Source organism: Acinetobacter lwoffii (assembly GCF_024129595.1).
Classification (GTDB): Bacteria; Pseudomonadota; Gammaproteobacteria; order Pseudomonadales; family Moraxellaceae; genus Acinetobacter; species Acinetobacter lwoffii_O.
In genome coordinates this window covers 152,575-169,194 of the sequence record NZ_JAMXXS010000003.1, presented here as the reverse complement: position 1 = coordinate 169,194, position 16,620 = coordinate 152,575, and the positions used below count along the sequence as shown (strand labels likewise).

Genomic DNA, 16,620 nt, shown 5'->3' with positions numbered 1-16,620 from the left:
CGAAATTACATATTCGACAGAATAGAGTCTTTAACTTGAGTCATAGTTGCATCAATCGACAACATCACGGCATCAGCACATTGCTTGATGGCAGTGTCTGGATCTTTCAGACCGTTACCCGTTACGGTACATACGATTACTGAACCTTCAGCAATTTTACCCGCTTTAATATCACGGATCGCGCCGCCGACAGACGCAGCAGATGCTGGCTCTACGAACACACCTTCATACATAGAAAGCAGACGTTGAGCTTCAAGAATCTCAGCATCAGTCAGTTCATCGAACCAGCCGTTTGAATCACGAACAACCGCTTTAGCATGATTGAAGCTTTGCGGATTACCGATACGAATCGCAGTTGCAACAGTTTCCGGGTTTTCTACTGGACCGCCACGAAGGAACGGTGCAGCGCCAGAGGCTTGGTAACCCGCCATGATTGGCAAGCCAGCCGGTTTAGGACCAGTAAAAGCATCAGTTTCAGCATCGTAAACGACTTGCTCAAATTCTTCTTTCGACTGGTTGGCAACCGCTTCGGTATAACCCATCCAGTGCGCAGTGATGTTACCCGCGTTACCGACTGGCAGGCAGTGATAATCCGGTGCACGACCTAAAGCTTCAACGATCTCGTAAGCAATGGTTTTTTGACCTTGCAGGCGGTAGGGGTTGATTGAGTTTACAATCGTTACCGGTGCCTGATCGGCAACTTCTTTGACCAGACGCATACCGTCATCGAAGTTACCGCGAATTTGCATGGTGATCGCACCATACATCATCGCTTGAGCCATTTTACCCATGGCAATTTTGCCTTCCGGGATGAGCACGAATGCTTTAATGCCGGCACGCGCAGCGTATGCAGCCGCTGCTGCAGAGGTGTTACCAGTAGATGCGCAGATGATGGCTTTAGAGCCTTCTTCAACGGCTTTGGTCACCGCCATAGTCATACCGCGGTCTTTAAATGAACCAGTCGGGTTTAAGCCCTCGTACTTCACATAAATTTCAACATCTTTACCAATAATGTGTGGAATATTCTCAAGCTTGATCAGTGGAGTATTACCTTCACCCAAAGAGATCGCACGAGTAGTTGCAGACACTGGTAAACGGTCGCGATAGCGGTCAACTAAACCAGTATAACGATTGGCATTCGACATGATGATGTTCCAATTGTGTGTAGAGCTTGGCAAGGGGAATCCTCCCCTCAACCCGATTAATTATCAAGCGATTCTAAACGAATTCGTACAATTTCGCCATGAATGACGGGTAATGCTTGAATTTGTGAAAGCGCTGCATCCATTTTTGATTCCTTGACTGGATCGGTCAGAATCACGATAGGAATAAGGTCTTTAGATAAACGCGGTTGCTGCATGATCGCATCAATACTGATGCCGGCACGACTGAGAATCGTGGTCACATCAGCAAGCACGCCCATCTGATCTTCGGCATTAATACGGATGTAATAGCCGGTGGTCATTTGTTCACGACTCAAGATCGGTAAATCACTGAGCGCTTCAAAAGCCAGTTGTGGAATGGTGCCTGCGCCGTCTTCTGTGTAAATGATGTCACGGACAATATCGACGACATCGGCAACAACCGCAGAAGCCGTTGGTCCCGCACCCGCGCCAGCACCATAGTACAGTGTTGGGCCAACCGCATTGGCTTGTACCAGAACCGCATTTTTCACGCCGTTAACATTGGCAATCAGCTGATCATCTGGAATTAAAGTAGGATGAACGCGTAATTCGATTCCGGCGTCTGTGCGGCGTGCAATGCCCAAGTGTTTAATCCGGAAACCGAGGTCTTCGGCATATTTCACGTCTTGTGCAGTGACTTTGCCAATGCCTTCAGTAAAGACTTTATCAAACTGTAGCGGAATACCAAAGGCACATGAGGCCAGAATGGTGAGCTTGTGAGCCGCATCAATGCCTTCCACGTCAAAAGTTGGATCGGCTTCGGCATAACCCAGTTCTTGAGCTTCTTTCAGCACATCTTCAAAAGCACGGCCCTTTTCACGCATTTCACTAAGAATGAAGTTACCCGTGCCGTTAATAATACCGGCCAGCCATTCAATCTTGTTAGCTGCCAGACCTTCACGAATCACTTTAATAATCGGAATGCCACCAGCCACTGCGGCTTCATAGGCAATCTGTACGGCATTGTCTTCAGCCGCTTTAAACAGTTCGTTGCCGTGTTCAGCCAAGAGCGCTTTGTTGGCCGTTACAATATGTTTGCCATGTTTCATGGCTTCCATAATAATTTCAAAAGCAGGATGAATTCCGCCCATGACTTCAACCACGACGTCTACATCAGGTTGACGTACAATGTCCATCAAGTCGGCACTTTGTTTAACCGATTCTGGTAGATCCAGATCAGGACGTGGACGACGGGTGCCTACATGGGTAATTTCAATTTCACGACCGGTGCGACGTTTGATCTCAGCAGCATTTTCTTTTAATAGTTTCAAGGCACCACCACCTACAGTACCAAGACCGAGGATTGCCAGACGAACTGGTTTCACGTCACACTCCAAATTAAACAGTTTTTTACAAGAACCTAGATCATAGCTAAAAAACCCGCCTGACTCTAGGGTCATTTCAGAATATCTTTATCTATAAAATAAAGTTAAATAACTTATTAAAATGAGTTATTTAAGCCGATTCAATAATTCCGATGTAGACAGGTAACCGCCTAGATAAGTACCTGCTGAATTATAAATGGCAGGGGTGCCATTCACGCCCATATTCAGACCCATTTGATATTGATCTTGAACAGGATTTTCACATTTCTCTGCACTAATCTGTGCGCCTGAAATCGCTTGGTCAAAGGCACTACGGCGGTCGGCACTGCACCAGATCGCTTCCATGGCTGGCATATGCTGTTCACCACGCGGCCAGGCGATATAACGGACTTCAATGCCTTTGGCATTCATCTCATCCATTTGTTCATGGAATTTATGGCAATATGGACAGCTGACATCGGTAAATACATAGACCACATGCTTGGCTTTGCCCTTGGCTGGATAGACCAGCAAGTCTGCTGGCTTGAGTTCAGCAAAGAGTTTATTGTTGATGCCTGCCTGCAGGTTCTCGCTGACATTGTGCAGCTGTTTGTCGCCGAGACGGATCACATCGCCCTGAATCAGGTATTTACCATCGCTGGTGACATACACCGCAGACATGCCTTCCAGACTCACCCAGTACAGGTTTGGCACTTCAGTGGCTTTAATATCGGTAATTTTGGCACTAATGCCAGCGGTTTTGAAATGCTTTTCCAATGTAGAAGCCAGACGCTGTTCTGCATTGCGTTCGGTCAGGGTAGAGGCTTCGCCCGTCGCCGGTGCGCTCGCAGTCAACTCTTGCTTTTTATCGTTGTTAGTGGAATTGGAACACGCAGTCAGACCCAAACCAGCAGCAAGTATGCAAGCCATAAAAATTTTTGAGCGGGCAAATGTCATAAAAAACCCTTTTCTTCTTGGATTAAAAACAGAGCATTAGCATAACAAAAAAAAATACCCACACGTCAAACTTCTCAGTTTATTCCGTCCGGATCTGATTCAAGCCCGTGGATGATGGGTCGCGTGTAGCTGCTGCATTCGTACCTGTGCCACATGGGTATAAATCTGGGTGGTAGATAGATCACTATGGCCGAGCAGCATCTGCACCACACGTAAATCTGCGCCATGATTGAGTAAATGCGTCGCAAAGGCATGGCGCAAGGTATGCGGTGACAGTTCGGACTGAATTCCGGCCTGTAGCGCATAACGCTTAATGGCATACCAGAAATTCTGCCGGCTCATGATGCCGCCATGCTGGGTCAGAAATAGATAATCAGTCGAAGTCTTATACAGTTGCGGACGGGCTTCGTTCAGATATTTTTCCACCCATTCACAGGCCATTTGTCCCATCGGAACTAGACGTTCTTTATTGCCCTTACCGACGATACGTAAATAACCCTGTTTTAAGTTGATCAGTTCCAGACGTAAATTAATCAGTTCGGTCACCCGGAGTCCGCAGGCATACAATACTTCAAACATGGCACGATCGCGCAGTCCTAATGCCGTGTTGATATCCGGGGCATGAATCAGGGCTTCGACATCAGCTTCGGAGAGATCTTTGGGTAAGGCCCGACCCAGTTTTGGGGTTTTATGTGCAGCCACCGGATTGTCACTACGCAGTTTCTGCTCACGTAAAAATTTATAAAATGAACGCAAGGCAGACAGGCAGCGAGCAATCGAACGTGGACTTTTTTGCTGTTTGGTCAGTGCAATCAGTACATCGGAAATATCATCATGATTCCATTCCGGTAGAGGCTTGCTCAGGCATTCTGCACATTGCACCAGATCGGACAAATAGGCATTGCGGGTATGCGGGCTGACAGTCTGCGCAATCAGATAATCACGAAAACCCTGCAAATAACTGAACGCATCAGGAATCTGGACAGGGGCAGGAATACGGGGTTTTTTATTCAGCATAGGGTGAAAGGATCTGATCTAAAAAAGCGATAATCGGGATTGGTATTCTCCACTGTAGTGTAATTTTATGACAGTGTCGATGTGGTATAAGGCTAAATCGAAATGTAATTAATCTTATTTGTTAATTATTCTCATTTGTTTGTATACTGTACAAAATAGTTTAGGAATTTCACGGTGCGTTTGTCTGATTTAAAAGCAAAACAAATTGCCATCATTCGAAAAGTGAGTCGAACAACTGATGGTGAAAGTGCTCTACACGATGTCGTCGCGAGTCGTTTGGAAACTTTAGGCTTTGTACCAGGTACAAAGGTACAGGTCATTACTAAAGGTATTTTTGGTGGAGATCCCATTTTGATTCAAGTTGGATTCACACGTTTTGCTTTGCGTAAATCAGAAGCAGCCAAAATTGAAATCGAACAGGCGGTGTCGGCATGAGTGATACATTACGTATTGCCCTTGTCGGTAACCCTAACTGCGGTAAAACTTCATTATTCAACCACTTAACCGGAACACGCCAAAAAGTCGGTAATTATGCGGGTGTCACGGTTGAACGTAAAGTCGGTACCTTTCAGCTTGCTTCAGGCAAAGCGGTACGGGTACTGGATTTGCCGGGGACTTATAGTCTGGATGCGACCAGTCCGGATGAAGAGATTACTCGCAATGTCGTACAAGGTAAAATTGCGGAAGAGCAGGAGCAGGATGCATTTTTGTGTGTGGTAGATGCCACCAATCTGAAATTACATCTGGGTCTGGTGCTGGAAATGATTCAGCTGGGTCGTCCGGTGCTGGTTGTGCTGAACATGATGGATGAAGCACGCCGTCGTGGCATGCAGATCAATACCCAGAAGCTGTCCGAGCGACTGGGCGTACCTGTGGTAGAAACGGTGGCTGTGCGCAATTCAGGGATTGAAAACCTGAAAAATGCGCTAGATCAAGGCAAGTATTCTTTACCACAGACCGAACTCAGCGGCTTGAAAGGTGACAGTTACCAGCGCGTGGAAAATATTCTGAATGACGTGGTCAATTTCGTCGATCAGGAAGATAAACGTACCGACTTCCTCGACAAGATTTTTCTACATCCGGTATTGGGTTTACTCAGCTTAGCCGTAATGATGTTCGTGATTTTCCAGGCGGTATTTGCCTGGGCTGCGCCGTTTATGGATGGGATTGAAACCTTCTTCGGCTGGCTGGGTGAGTTCCTCGGCGAATATATTTCGCACCCATTACTGAATAGTCTGGTGGTAGATGGGATTATTGCCGGTGCAGGCGGAGTAGTCGTATTCCTGCCACAAATTCTGATTCTGTTCTTCTTTATTCTGGTACTGGAAGAATCGGGTTATTTACCGCGTGCAGCCTTCTTGCTCGATAAACTGATGTTTAAAGCCGGTTTATCAGGACGTGCCTTTATTCCGTTATTGTCCAGCTTTGCCTGTGCCATTCCCGGCATCATGGCATCGCGGACCATCAGTGATCCACGAGATCGTTTAACCACGATTTTTGTTGCACCTTTAATGACCTGTTCGGCGCGTTTGCCAGTTTATGCCTTGCTAATTGCGGCATTTGTACCCGCACAAACTGTCTGGGGTTTCCTGAATCTGCAAGGTCTGGTGCTCTTCGGTCTTTATATGGCAGGTATCGTAAGTGCCTTGCTGGTGTCTTTTGTGTTGAAATTCTTCCACAAAGATAAATCACAGCACATGCTGCTGATGGAACTGCCAAGCTATCGTTTTCCGGACTTGAAAAATGTCTGGATCGGCTTGCTGGATCGCGGGAAAATCTTCTTGAAACGTGTCGGTGGCATCATCTTCGCCTTATCGATTGTACTGTGGTTCCTGTGTACTTTCCCGCAGCCGCCAGAAGGCGCAACCCTGCCGGCCATTGATTATTCATTGGCAGGGATGCTCGGTCATCTGATGCAGCCGATCTTTGCACCGCTCGGTTTTAACTGGCAGATCTGTATTGCCCTGATTCCGGCGATGGCAGCGCGTGAAGTGGTCGTTGCAGCACTGGGTACAGTCTATGCGATGTCTGCAGTTGATGAAGATGCGATGTCTGAAGGTCTGGCTGCACTGATCAGCGGTGGAGGCGATCTGGGCTGGTCAGTGGCGACAGGTTTGTCTTTGTTGGTGTGGTTTATTTATGCACCGCATTGTCTGGCGACCCTAGCAACGGTTAAACGTGAAACCGGTTCCTGGAAAACTGTCAGTATCATGACTGTTTACCTGTTTGGTCTGGCGTACTTTATGTCATTCCTGACTTATCAAATTGCTTCATATTATTTGGGCTAAATCTCAGCTTGGCCTTGGCCAATTGAGTTTGATGCATTGTATATGTATGGGAGATTGAGATGATTGAAATTCTAATTGTGACAGCACTGGTGCTTTGGAGCATGCTGGTCGTATTCAAAAAGGTGTTTCCGAACACCTCTAACTCAGTCTTCCAGAAGCTGTCTGATGCCTGTGCAGCCAAGGGCTGGCAGCGTCTGGCCAAATGGCTGCAACCGGGTATGGCGGCAGGCTGTGGTGGCAACTGTGCCTGCCCAGTTTCAGAAAAAAGTGTAGAGGAAAAGCCAGCCCAACAAGCGGTAAAATGGAAATAATTTCCTTTTCGAGCTAAATTTTAAAAACCGTCATGATCATGACGGTTTTTTTACGCATGGACACAAAAAAATGTGCAGAAAAGCCAATCAGAAAAGGCATTCAAAACAGCAAAGTGCTACCATTTCGTCAGTTTCAAAATAGACCAAAATATGGGGCGAAAATGTTAATACAACGTGGTGGGTTAAAAGTCGTTGCAGGACTCGGAATATCAGGTGTTGCAGCAGTCAATTTCTTGCATAGTCAGGGCTACCGCGTTGCAGTAACAGATTCTAGAGCTAACCCGCCAGGGCATGAGCAGATACCCGCTGAAGTTCAGACCAGTTTCGGTCAGTTTGATGCCGAGCTGTTGTTGTCTGCGGAAGAAATCGTGATCAGCCCAGGACTTGATCCTAAACTTCCTGAAATTCAGGCAGCCATCAACAAGGGCATTCCAGTAGTCAGTGAAATCCAGATTTTACGCCGTGGTACAGACAAGCCAATCGTAGCAATTACCGGTTCTAATGCCAAAAGTACCGTGACGACCTTGATTGGCTTGATGGCAGCGGATGCAGGTAAAAAAGTCGCTATCGGTGGTAACTTAGGTCGTCCTGCGCTAGACCTGACTAAAGACGATCCTGAGCTGTATATACTCGAGCTGTCCAGTTTTCAGCTGGAAACCACCTCAAATCTGGCGGCTGAAGTCGCGGTGGTGTTGAACATGAGTGAAGATCATCTGGATCGTCATGGCGATATGATGGGTTATCACACGGCGAAACACCGGATTTTCCAGGGTGTAAAAAAAGTCGTCTATAACCGTGATGACTCTTTGACCCGTCCTCTGGTGCCAGACGTAACACCGATACAAAGCTTTGGTCTAAATGCACCGGATATGAACCAGTACGGTATTCTCAAGGATACGGATGGCAGCATCTGGCTGGCGCGTGGTCGTGAGCGTCTGCTGAAAAGTACCGAGATGTATATGCAGGGCACGCATAATGTTGCCAATGCCTTAGCCTGTCTGGCGCTGGGTGAAGCGATTGGCCTGCCACTGGAAAGCATGTTGAATACCTTAAAGACCTTTAAAGGTCTGGAACATCGCTGTGAATTCGTTAAAGAAGTGCAAGGCGTACGTTATTATAACGACTCCAAAGGTACCAATATCGGCGCAACCTTGGCAGCACTGGACGGTCTCGGCATGGCCATTGAAGCCCAAGGCGGTAAAGTCGCGATTATTCTCGGTGGTCAGGGCAAAGGGCAGGACTTTAAAGCCTTGCGTGAATCATTAAGCAAATATGCCAAAGTAGCGGTATTAATCGGTGAAGATCGTCCCGTCATTGAAGCAGCGATTGCGGGTACGACTGAACTGATTCATGCGGACAGCTTGCAGCAGGCAGTAGAAATCTGCCAAAAGCACACTCAGGCACATGATGTCGTGCTATTGTCTCCTGCATGCGCAAGTTTTGATATGTTCTCGGGTTATCCTGAGCGTGGTCGCAAGTTTGTTGCGTATGTGAATGAACTCAATTAAGAATAACAAGGATTCGTGATATGGCTGGGTTTGCTCAGACTACGATCAATAAATTAAATCAATTTTATACGCAGTGGGTACCCAGAATACCTGCTGAAGTGAATCCACGGAATGTATTGATTTTCTGTGTGTTGGCTTTGCTCTGCATTGGTTCGATCATGGTGGCATCGGCCTCGATGCCCTATGCAGAACGTATGCATGAAAATCCGTTTCACTATATTAGCCGACATGGGATTTCGATTTTTGTCGCTGCCGTAGCAGCTTTTCTGGCTTATAAAATCCCCTTAAAAGTCTGGTTTAATAACACTTTCTTTTTGTGGATTATTACCATCGTACTTTTGGTGGCCGTGCTATTTGTCGGGACGGAAGTCAATGGTTCCAAACGCTGGATTCGGATCGCAGGCTTTACCTTACAGGCTTCGGAAGTCGCCAAAGTGATGATGGCAATTTTTACTGCAGACTACGTGGTGCGCCGTGCGGAAGAAGTACGGAATAATATCAAGGGTCTGGTCCGTTTAAGTGCCATCATGGGTGCTACCGTCGGTTTGATTATTCTCGAGCCTGACTTGGGTGCAACCGTGGTAATTACCTTAACCATGCTTGGCGTGTTCTTTCTGGCGGGTGCGCCGTGGATTCAGTTCGGTGTGGCTTTTATGACCTTGGTCGGCGCATTTGCTGCCGCGATTCTGTTGGAACCGTATCGTCTGCAACGTCTGCTGTCTTTTTCGAATCCTTGGGAAGATCCCTTAGGCACCGGTTATCAGCTCTCTAATGCCCTTATGGCCTTTGGCCGTGGGGAATGGGCAGGGGTAGGCTTGGGACATAGTATCCAGAAAATGTCTTATTTGCCTGAGGCGCATACCGATTTCATGCTGGCAATTTTGGGTGAAGAATTTGGCTTTTTAGGCATTTCAACCATCCTGATCTTGTCCTTCACCATGCTGGTTTGCTGTATTCGCATTGGACACCGCGCCTTGCAGCATCAATATTTGCGTGCCGGCTATCTGGCTTATGGCATCAGTATCATTTTCCTGTTACAGATTCTGGTGAATGCCGGTATGAATATGGGCATGTTGCCGACCAAGGGTTTGACCTTGCCATTTATTAGTTATGGCGGTTCATCCCTGATTATCTGTGCGGTCATGATCAGTCTGATTCTGAAAATTGATTCGACCACGCGTCAGGTCAATCCAAGCCGCGAAGAATCAAGCTTCTAGATTGGAGTTTCGTCCTGGCTCTGGCTGAGCATGGTCCAGTACCGTGCTCGGCATTGCGGTTCCACAATTGGAACAGGTCACAAAAGCAGATTTAGGCTTGGAAAGTGGAATCAAGGGTATAAAAAATAAAGAAAAATAATTACGCTGCTGTTTTAGCTCATAGCCCGAACGAGTACGGCAGACCGGACACAGAAACTGGCTTTTCTCAATTGTTTTGGTTTTAGGGCCGACGCCAAAAATAAAAAACATACTCTTCTTCCTATCAATTTTTCATTCTAGAAGTCTAGCTTAAGTGAAAAGCTGTTTTTATAAATAGTGACCTTGTAGCTCAGTTGTATGTGGAATCCGCTCAATGTCCCATTGTACTACCGCCTGTTGCAGCATCCGATCGGGAGTGTCCAAATCAACTTCAGCCTGATGCAAAGCCTGAAGTGCCTGTTTTAATAATTGGGGTGCCTGAGTTAAATCCAGTGCTTGGGCCAGATTCTGTTTTGACAGTTTTTGCCCCTGATCATTCATTGCCAGCGGTAGATGCATATAGCTCAGACGCGGATAACCGAGTAACTGTCCCAGATAGATTTGCCGTTCGGTATTATCTAAAAGATCAGCCCCACGTACCACATGAGTCATGCCTTGCAAATAGTCATCGACTACTACTGCCAGCTGGTAATTGATAATGCCATCACGACGTTTTAAGACAAAATCGCCCAGATCTTTTTTCAGTTCTGAACAGTGCCGACCTTGTAGCCGGTCTTCAAAACAGATTTCAACATCTTCAATTTTTAAACGAATAGCCTGATGTTCAAAAGCCAGACCCAAGTCGCGGCAGGTATCCTGATAGATATGATTGGAACCGAGCATTTTACGGGTGCATTGGCAGGCATAAACCAGACCTTGCTGACGTAATTGCTGAATGACACCTTCGTAAATATCTAAACGGTCTTTCTGGAAAATGATTTCGGCATCAGGTTCAAGCTGAAAGACTTCCATGGCACGCAGGATATGCTCTTCGCTGCCGGGATAAATGCGGGGAATATCGGTGTCTTCAATCCGGACCAGCCATGTGCCTTGATTGGCTTTGGCATCGCAGTAACTGGCAACTGCGGTAATGAGGGAGCCAAAATGCAAAGGGCCGGTTGGCGATGGCGCGAACCGGCCCACATAAGCCATCCTGTTGTCCCCCTCCTTTTTTAAAGGAGGGGTTAGGGGAGGATTATTTACAGACATACTTAACCGTTATTTTGCTTCTCTTTGATCTCTGCAAGGGTTTTGCAGTCAATACATAAAGTAGCCGTTGGACGTGCTTCTAAACGACGCAAGCCAATCTCGATACCACAAGTTTCACAGAAACCATAGTCATCATTCTGGATTGCTTCGATCGACTGTTCGATTTTACGAATCAGTTTACGTTCACGGTCACGGGTACGTAATTCAATCGCAAACTCTTCTTCCTGAGTGGCACGGTCATTCACATCTGGAAGAGCAGTATTTTCGTCTTGCATCGTATTCAGGGTACGATCCACTTCTGACATCAACTCAGCTTTCCAAGCCAGCAAGATTTGGCGGAAATGCTGAAGCTGACCTTCAGACATGTATTCTTCATTTTTTTTAGGTTGATAAGGTTCAATACCAAATAAGCTAGCAGTAGAACCACCGTCAGTCGTTTTAGGCTTAGATTTGCGTACGCGCTTTGCAGCTTTCTCTTCTACAACATCAGTTTGATTGTCTAAGACTTGATTTTGGTTGTCATTCGCCATTTAGGGCATTCCTCATCTATGCGTATGATTGCTACGCAAAAAATATGGTGATATGCAGTTTTCTATCCACCCTGTAGAAAGATTATCCTCCTATGGGGGCCGTCATCATATAGACTTTTTATGCTTATTGATAGTCTTTGATGTCTGGACTATGCATATCACATTTCCTTTGGTTGCAATAAAGTAATGCAAAAAAAACAAATTGAAAAGTTAATAACCTGAAATTTCGGTATTAATATTTTGCTGGCTCAATGCCACCCGTTCAATATAGGTATCAAACTCACCATTTTGTTGCAAATGTAATACACGATAACCTGGTGCAGCCTGATCTAGCGCGAAATCTTCGCTTTTAGGTTTAAACTGTACACTGGTCGATGGCGTGGATAAAAAGTAGATACCATGCCATTCGTTACAGGAATCCTGATGCACATGACCAAATAGTACCAGTTTGATATTCTGATGCCGAGCCAGTACATCTTTCAGATCTTCAGCATTTTTCAGCCGGTGCTGATCAATCCAGTGCGATTTCATCGCAAAAGGATGATGATGGCAAGCCACAATGACATGCTGATTTTTAAATTCAAGCAATAATTGGTCCAATTGATCAAGTTGAGCTTGTTCTACCCAGCCATCGATCTTGCCTTGAACGGCACTATTTAACAGGATCATGGTCCAGGTGCCAAAATGAATGGCATGTACCTGATTCGCATTCTGGTGAAAAGGGAACACCCGAGAATCGTCATGGTTACCTGGAATCTGATAATACGGCACGTTTAAAGACTGAACAAATGCTAAATAGCGTTGATAAGTCTGCTCGACCGGCACCTGCGCCAGATCACCGGTATGAATCAGTGCATCCATTTGGGGGAAACGTTGTTGGATCTGCTGCATCACTTCATGAAAACTCTGCTCGGGATTCATCCGGGCAAATTCCAGCTCTTCCCGATCCATCAGATGAGTATCAGAAATCTGGATAATGGTCCAATCCGGCTGTGTGCTTGACTGCTGAAAACTCATGTCTTTCCCCTTAGACATATTCCTGCAGTATGAATATGTTGTTGCAACCATTGCAAGGCCATAATGACAGGTGCATTTCTTAAGCGACCATTCGTGAGCAAGGACGGAATATCGGCATAATCCAGAATATGCAGCTGGATATTTTCACCTTCATCCGGCATGCCAAAAATACCGCCCTGTTCAGGCAATTCAGTTTGGGCCACATATAAATGAAACAGTTCGGAACATGCACCTGCGGAAGGATAGAAGCTGAAAATGTGCTGTAGCTCATCCAGAGTACAGCCTGATTCTTCGAGTGCTTCGCGACGGATGCATACTTCGGGTGCTTCATTGCCATCCAGAACGCCAGCAATCACTTCGAGTTGCCAAGGAGAATCGACATCGTCCAGTCCGCCAATCCGGAACTGTTCAATCAGGCCGAATTTCTGCTGTTGATGGTTGTACATCAGCACACCCGCTGCTTCTGGCCGATGAATCAGCTCACGTTGCAAAATAGGGGTTGAGCTTTCCTGATTAAATAAACGGTGTTTCAGGCTGACTTTTTCTACCTGAATAAATCCCCGGTACAAGAACTCACGTGCCTCTACGCTAAAGTCTTTTTTATTATAAGAGGCCTGTTTAATAATATTCATATGCTCAGATAGAATGAGTTGATTTATTTTCATCCTATCTGAGTTTTTTTTGAAGACAACTGTTTTTTTTACAGTTTTATAGTTTGTGGTATAAATTTTGACCAGAGTTGTGGAAGCTGGCTTTCATCTGATCCATGCCGGCTTCAATTTCGGCCTGAGAGCTTGCTGGCTGATCAGGATTAGCCTGTTGACTGGCATAATCACGAACATTCTGGCTAATCTTCATTGAACAGAACTTTGGTCCGCACATGGAACAAAAGTGCGCGGATTTATGCGCGGCTTTCGGCATGGTTTCATCATGCATGCTGCGCGCCGTGTCCGGATCCAGACTCAAGTTAAACTGGTCTTCCCAGCGGAACTCAAAACGCGCCTTGGACAGGGCATTATCCCGGGCTTGCGCACCCGGATGACCTTTGGCCAGATCGGCTGCATGTGCGGCAATCTTGTAGGTAATAATGCCGTCTTTGACATCCTTTTTATTGGGTAAACCGAGATGCTCTTTCGGCGTCACATAACACAGCATTGCGGTGCCGTACCAGCCAATCATCGCGGCTCCTATTGCCGAAGTAATATGGTCATAACCCGGTGCGATATCGGTGGTGAGTGGCCCCAAGGTATAAAAGGGTGCTTCTTTACAGACTTCCAGTTGCAGATCCATATTTTCCTTGATCATATGCATCGGGACATGGCCCGGGCCCTCAATCATCACCTGAACATCATGCTCCCAGGCACGGTGGGTCAGTTCGCCCAAAGTTCGAAGTTCGGCAAATTGCGCTTCGTCATTGGCATCCTGCACACAGCCCGGACGTAGGCCATCGCCGAGACTAAACGATACGTCATAAGCTTTCATGATCTCGCAGATTTCATCGAAATGGGTATACAAGAAGTTTTCCTGATGATGTGCCAGACACCACTGCGCCATGATCGAACCGCCACGCGATACGATACCGGTCAAACGGTTGGCAGTCAGCGGTACATATCTTAAAAGCACGCCGGCATGAATGGTGAAATAGTCCACACCTTGTTCAGCCTGTTCAATCAGGGTGTCTTTAAAGATCTCCCAGGTCAGGTCTTCGGCCACACCATTGACTTTTTCCAGTGCCTGATAGATCGGTACGGTTCCAATTGGTACAGGAGAGTTGCGGATAATCCATTCACGGGTTTCATGAATATTCTGGCCGGTCGAGAGGTCCATAATCGTATCTGCGCCCCAACGTGTCGCCCAGGTCATTTTCGAGACTTCTTCTTCGATACTTGAACCGAGTGCAGAATTACCAATATTGGCATTGATTTTGACCAGAAAATTACGCCCGATGATCATCGGTTCCAGTTCCGGATGATTGATATTGGCCGGAATAATCGCGCGGCCGGCGGCGACTTCCTGACGCACAAATTCTGGCGTAATTTCAGTCAGGTTTTTTGCACCAAAATTCTGGCCCGGATGCTGGCGCATATCGACACCATCGAGTTGACGCAGATTTTCACGAATGGCGATGTATTCCATTTCCGGAGTGATGATGCCTTGCTTGGCATAATGCATCTGGGTGATGTTGCGGCCGCATTTGGCTTTGCGAGGTTTCTGGATATGGGCGAAACGGATTGCGGCGGTACGGATATCGCGTAAACGCTGGCGGCCAAATTCAGAACTGAGCTGATCCAGAATTTCGCTATCGTTGCGCTGTTCAATCCAGCTGTCACGAACATTCGGCAGGCCTTTATTCAGGTCAATCGTCACATTGGGATCGGTATACACACCAGAGGTGTCATAAACCATCAAGGGCGGATTGTATTCACCGCCTAAGCCTGTCGGGGTTTCACTTAAGGAAATTTCCCGCATCGGCACCTGAATATCAGGACGCGAGCCTGGCAGATAGACTTTACGTGAGGCAGGCAGAATTCGCGTTAAATCGCGTGCTTCCTGTTCATGAGTGGAGAGAGAAGTTTCAGAAGAAAGATTCGTTAACTGGTTCATGGCTATGATCCTTATGAATGACATCAACGAATCAAGCACGACCAAAAACGTAGGCAGATTTATCCTGAACAGATAAAGCAAGGGCTGGGTTTTTAGCTGGCTTGATTCCTACGCAGGTATTAACCTGATCAGGTTCAACGGTACTCATGCTCAATTCCTGATAATGATAAAAGGAATCACATGATCTCAGCGAGGCATTACTCGCGCTCCGTCAAGCGAGGCTAAAGCTTAGCTCAGTTTAGGCAGAATAAACAGGTCTAAATCGCTCAACTTTAAGCGAGGATTGATTTAGACATGGTCCTACTGATTGAAGGTGAAACTGATCCCAACTAGATACAGATGGCATCGGTAAAGCAGTCCTTATCGTATTTTTGTGAGGGCGGACTGATCTGGGCATAGTACAGAATCTGTTCTGCTTCCGAACGGTTTCTATAATCGGCAGGCAAGGTTTGCTGGCGCTGTTCCGGAGTCATGTCCAGAAATTCCAGAAACAGGCGTGCCTGTGTGGACAGCGTTGATTTCTGGCCACTCGACAGCCCGATAATGGTTTCCAGATGACTGGTATCCACGGCATAACGATCGTGATAATCTTCAGACACCGGCGATTGCTCGGTACCTCTAAACAGGAAATAGGTGTATTGCTTCAGCAGATATTCGGCATCGCGTTTATAACTACTATTCGGATAAGTCTTGAGATAGTCTTCCCAAAGCAGACTGCGGGCTGCAATATCAGCGGCTTCAATCTGCAGGCGTTTTTCCGTCAGCACCGGCTCCATATTCTGTTCCGCCAGATTTTCAATAAAGGCTTTTTCAGCGGCTGGTAAATAAGGGGCAAAAATACGCACCAGATATTCCGGGCTGCGGCGATAATGTAAAGTGCCATCACCCAGATCCAGCAGTTCTACATAAGCCTGCCCCTTGTGTTTTAACAGATACTGGTCACGTGAGGTGAGCTGTTGAAAATGCGCATGCTGAATGGTCGGATGCTGGGCCATTTCCAGTGCATACTGCTCAAAGGCGCGTTGCTGAAATTCGGTGCGATCTACCTTTAAAAAGCGCTGATACATTTCGGTAGAGCGTTGCATCAGGTGCTTCTGCTCCGCCAATTCCATCAACGGCAGGCACACTTTAAGATCCTGATTAATTTGTTCCAGCGCAAACGTCGTGCGCTGGTCATTAATCTGGGACATATTTTTTTCAATATTCTGGCACATGAGGCTAAAGTCACTGACTGGACTTTGCGTTTGCTTCGTCTCAGTCTGTTCGACCTGGATCTGTGGATCTGAAGGCTGTTGGCAGCCCCCAAGAAGCAGCACGCTACCAGCAAGCAAACAGGCTTTGAATATCGACGGGAATGGCATTAACACTATGCTTCAGGACTCTGTATATATAGGTGAATTCAGAAAATAACGGCCTTACTGGGAGGTATATTGTATAGATCAAATTAAAATACTAT

The 16,620-nt window shown here is 46.6% G+C and carries 16 protein-coding genes and 1 riboswitch; of the genes, 5 read left to right on the top strand and 11 right to left on the bottom strand.

Going from position 1 to position 16,620, the window contains the following annotated elements:
• Window positions 1-5 precede the first annotated feature (5 nt).
• The 4 genes from thrC to xerD all read right to left on the bottom strand — a co-directional run bounded on the left by thrC (window position 6) and on the right by xerD (window position 4,462).
• Window positions 6-1,145 carry a threonine synthase gene (gene thrC / locus NI466_RS03335; protein WP_253172712.1) on the bottom strand — a complete coding sequence of 380 codons (1,140 nt, stop codon included), beginning with the start codon at window positions 1,143-1,145 and terminating at the stop codon, window positions 6-8.
• A gap of 56 nt (window positions 1,146-1,201) precedes the next feature.
• On the bottom strand, window positions 1,202-2,509 hold the full coding sequence (locus NI466_RS03330; RefSeq protein WP_034438395.1) for a homoserine dehydrogenase: 1,308 nt from the start codon (window positions 2,507-2,509) through the stop codon (window positions 1,202-1,204).
• Window positions 2,510-2,635: 126 nt separating this feature from the next.
• Window positions 2,636-3,445: a DsbC family protein gene (locus NI466_RS03325; RefSeq protein WP_071851139.1), complete on the bottom strand. Its 810-nt coding sequence runs from the start codon at window positions 3,443-3,445 to the stop codon at window positions 2,636-2,638.
• A gap of 99 nt (window positions 3,446-3,544) precedes the next feature.
• A complete protein-coding gene (gene xerD, locus NI466_RS03320; RefSeq protein ID WP_253102044.1) occupies window positions 3,545-4,462 on the bottom strand; it encodes a site-specific tyrosine recombinase XerD in 918 nt (305 codons plus the stop codon).
• A gap of 174 nt (window positions 4,463-4,636) precedes the next feature.
• On the opposite strand from xerD, the gene NI466_RS03315 reads away from it, so the two are divergent.
• From NI466_RS03315 to ftsW, 5 genes are all read left to right on the top strand, one after another.
• Window positions 4,637-4,897, top strand: coding sequence for a FeoA family protein (locus NI466_RS03315; RefSeq protein ID WP_004281065.1), 261 nt, complete (start codon window positions 4,637-4,639; stop codon window positions 4,895-4,897).
• Complete coding sequence (feoB, locus tag NI466_RS03310; RefSeq protein WP_253138230.1) at window positions 4,894-6,750, top strand: ferrous iron transporter B; 1,857 nt, start codon at window positions 4,894-4,896, stop codon at window positions 6,748-6,750. Before NI466_RS03315 ends, feoB begins: the two co-directional genes overlap by 4 nt.
• A gap of 59 nt (window positions 6,751-6,809) precedes the next feature.
• Window positions 6,810-7,061 (top strand): DUF6587 family protein, encoded by a 252-nt coding sequence (locus tag NI466_RS03305; protein ID WP_253172710.1) that lies wholly within the window; start codon window positions 6,810-6,812, stop codon window positions 7,059-7,061.
• A 161-nt stretch (window positions 7,062-7,222) separates the two neighbouring features.
• On the top strand, window positions 7,223-8,569 hold the full coding sequence (gene murD, locus NI466_RS03300; RefSeq protein ID WP_253172708.1) for a UDP-N-acetylmuramoyl-L-alanine--D-glutamate ligase: 1,347 nt from the start codon (window positions 7,223-7,225) through the stop codon (window positions 8,567-8,569).
• Between the two features lie 20 nt (window positions 8,570-8,589).
• Window positions 8,590-9,786, top strand: a complete 1,197-nt coding sequence (gene ftsW / locus NI466_RS03295) for a putative lipid II flippase FtsW (protein WP_153566388.1) — start codon at window positions 8,590-8,592, stop codon at window positions 9,784-9,786.
• Here the strand turns inward: ftsW and NI466_RS03290 are convergent.
• From NI466_RS03290 to NI466_RS03260, 7 genes are all read right to left on the bottom strand, one after another.
• On the bottom strand, window positions 9,775-10,035 hold the full coding sequence (locus NI466_RS03290) for a zinc ribbon domain-containing protein (RefSeq protein WP_004281070.1): 261 nt from the start codon (window positions 10,033-10,035) through the stop codon (window positions 9,775-9,777). The genes ftsW and NI466_RS03290 overlap by 12 nt on opposite strands.
• Window positions 10,036-10,092: 57 nt before the next feature.
• Window positions 10,093-11,013: a tRNA glutamyl-Q(34) synthetase GluQRS gene (gluQRS, locus tag NI466_RS03285; protein ID WP_253172706.1), complete on the bottom strand. Its 921-nt coding sequence runs from the start codon at window positions 11,011-11,013 to the stop codon at window positions 10,093-10,095.
• A gap of 2 nt (window positions 11,014-11,015) precedes the next feature.
• Entirely contained in the window at window positions 11,016-11,543 is a 528-nt protein-coding gene (gene dksA, locus NI466_RS03280) for an RNA polymerase-binding protein DksA (RefSeq protein ID WP_004281072.1), read from the bottom strand.
• A gap of 210 nt (window positions 11,544-11,753) precedes the next feature.
• Window positions 11,754-12,560, bottom strand: coding sequence for a 3',5'-cyclic-AMP phosphodiesterase (gene cpdA, locus NI466_RS03275; RefSeq protein ID WP_253172705.1), 807 nt, complete (start codon window positions 12,558-12,560; stop codon window positions 11,754-11,756).
• Complete coding sequence (locus NI466_RS03270) at window positions 12,557-13,192, bottom strand: NUDIX domain-containing protein (protein WP_253172703.1); 636 nt, start codon at window positions 13,190-13,192, stop codon at window positions 12,557-12,559. The genes cpdA and NI466_RS03270 overlap by 4 nt, the downstream gene beginning before the upstream one ends.
• 76 nt (window positions 13,193-13,268) lie before the next feature.
• Window positions 13,269-15,164, bottom strand: a complete 1,896-nt coding sequence (gene thiC, locus NI466_RS03265) for a phosphomethylpyrimidine synthase ThiC (protein WP_253172701.1) — start codon at window positions 15,162-15,164, stop codon at window positions 13,269-13,271.
• Between the two features lie 88 nt (window positions 15,165-15,252).
• A riboswitch (TPP riboswitch) is annotated at window positions 15,253-15,385 on the bottom strand.
• 108 nt (window positions 15,386-15,493) lie between these two features.
• On the bottom strand, window positions 15,494-16,525 hold the full coding sequence (locus NI466_RS03260) for a hypothetical protein (RefSeq protein ID WP_148334357.1): 1,032 nt from the start codon (window positions 16,523-16,525) through the stop codon (window positions 15,494-15,496).
• Window positions 16,526-16,620 lie beyond the last annotated feature (95 nt).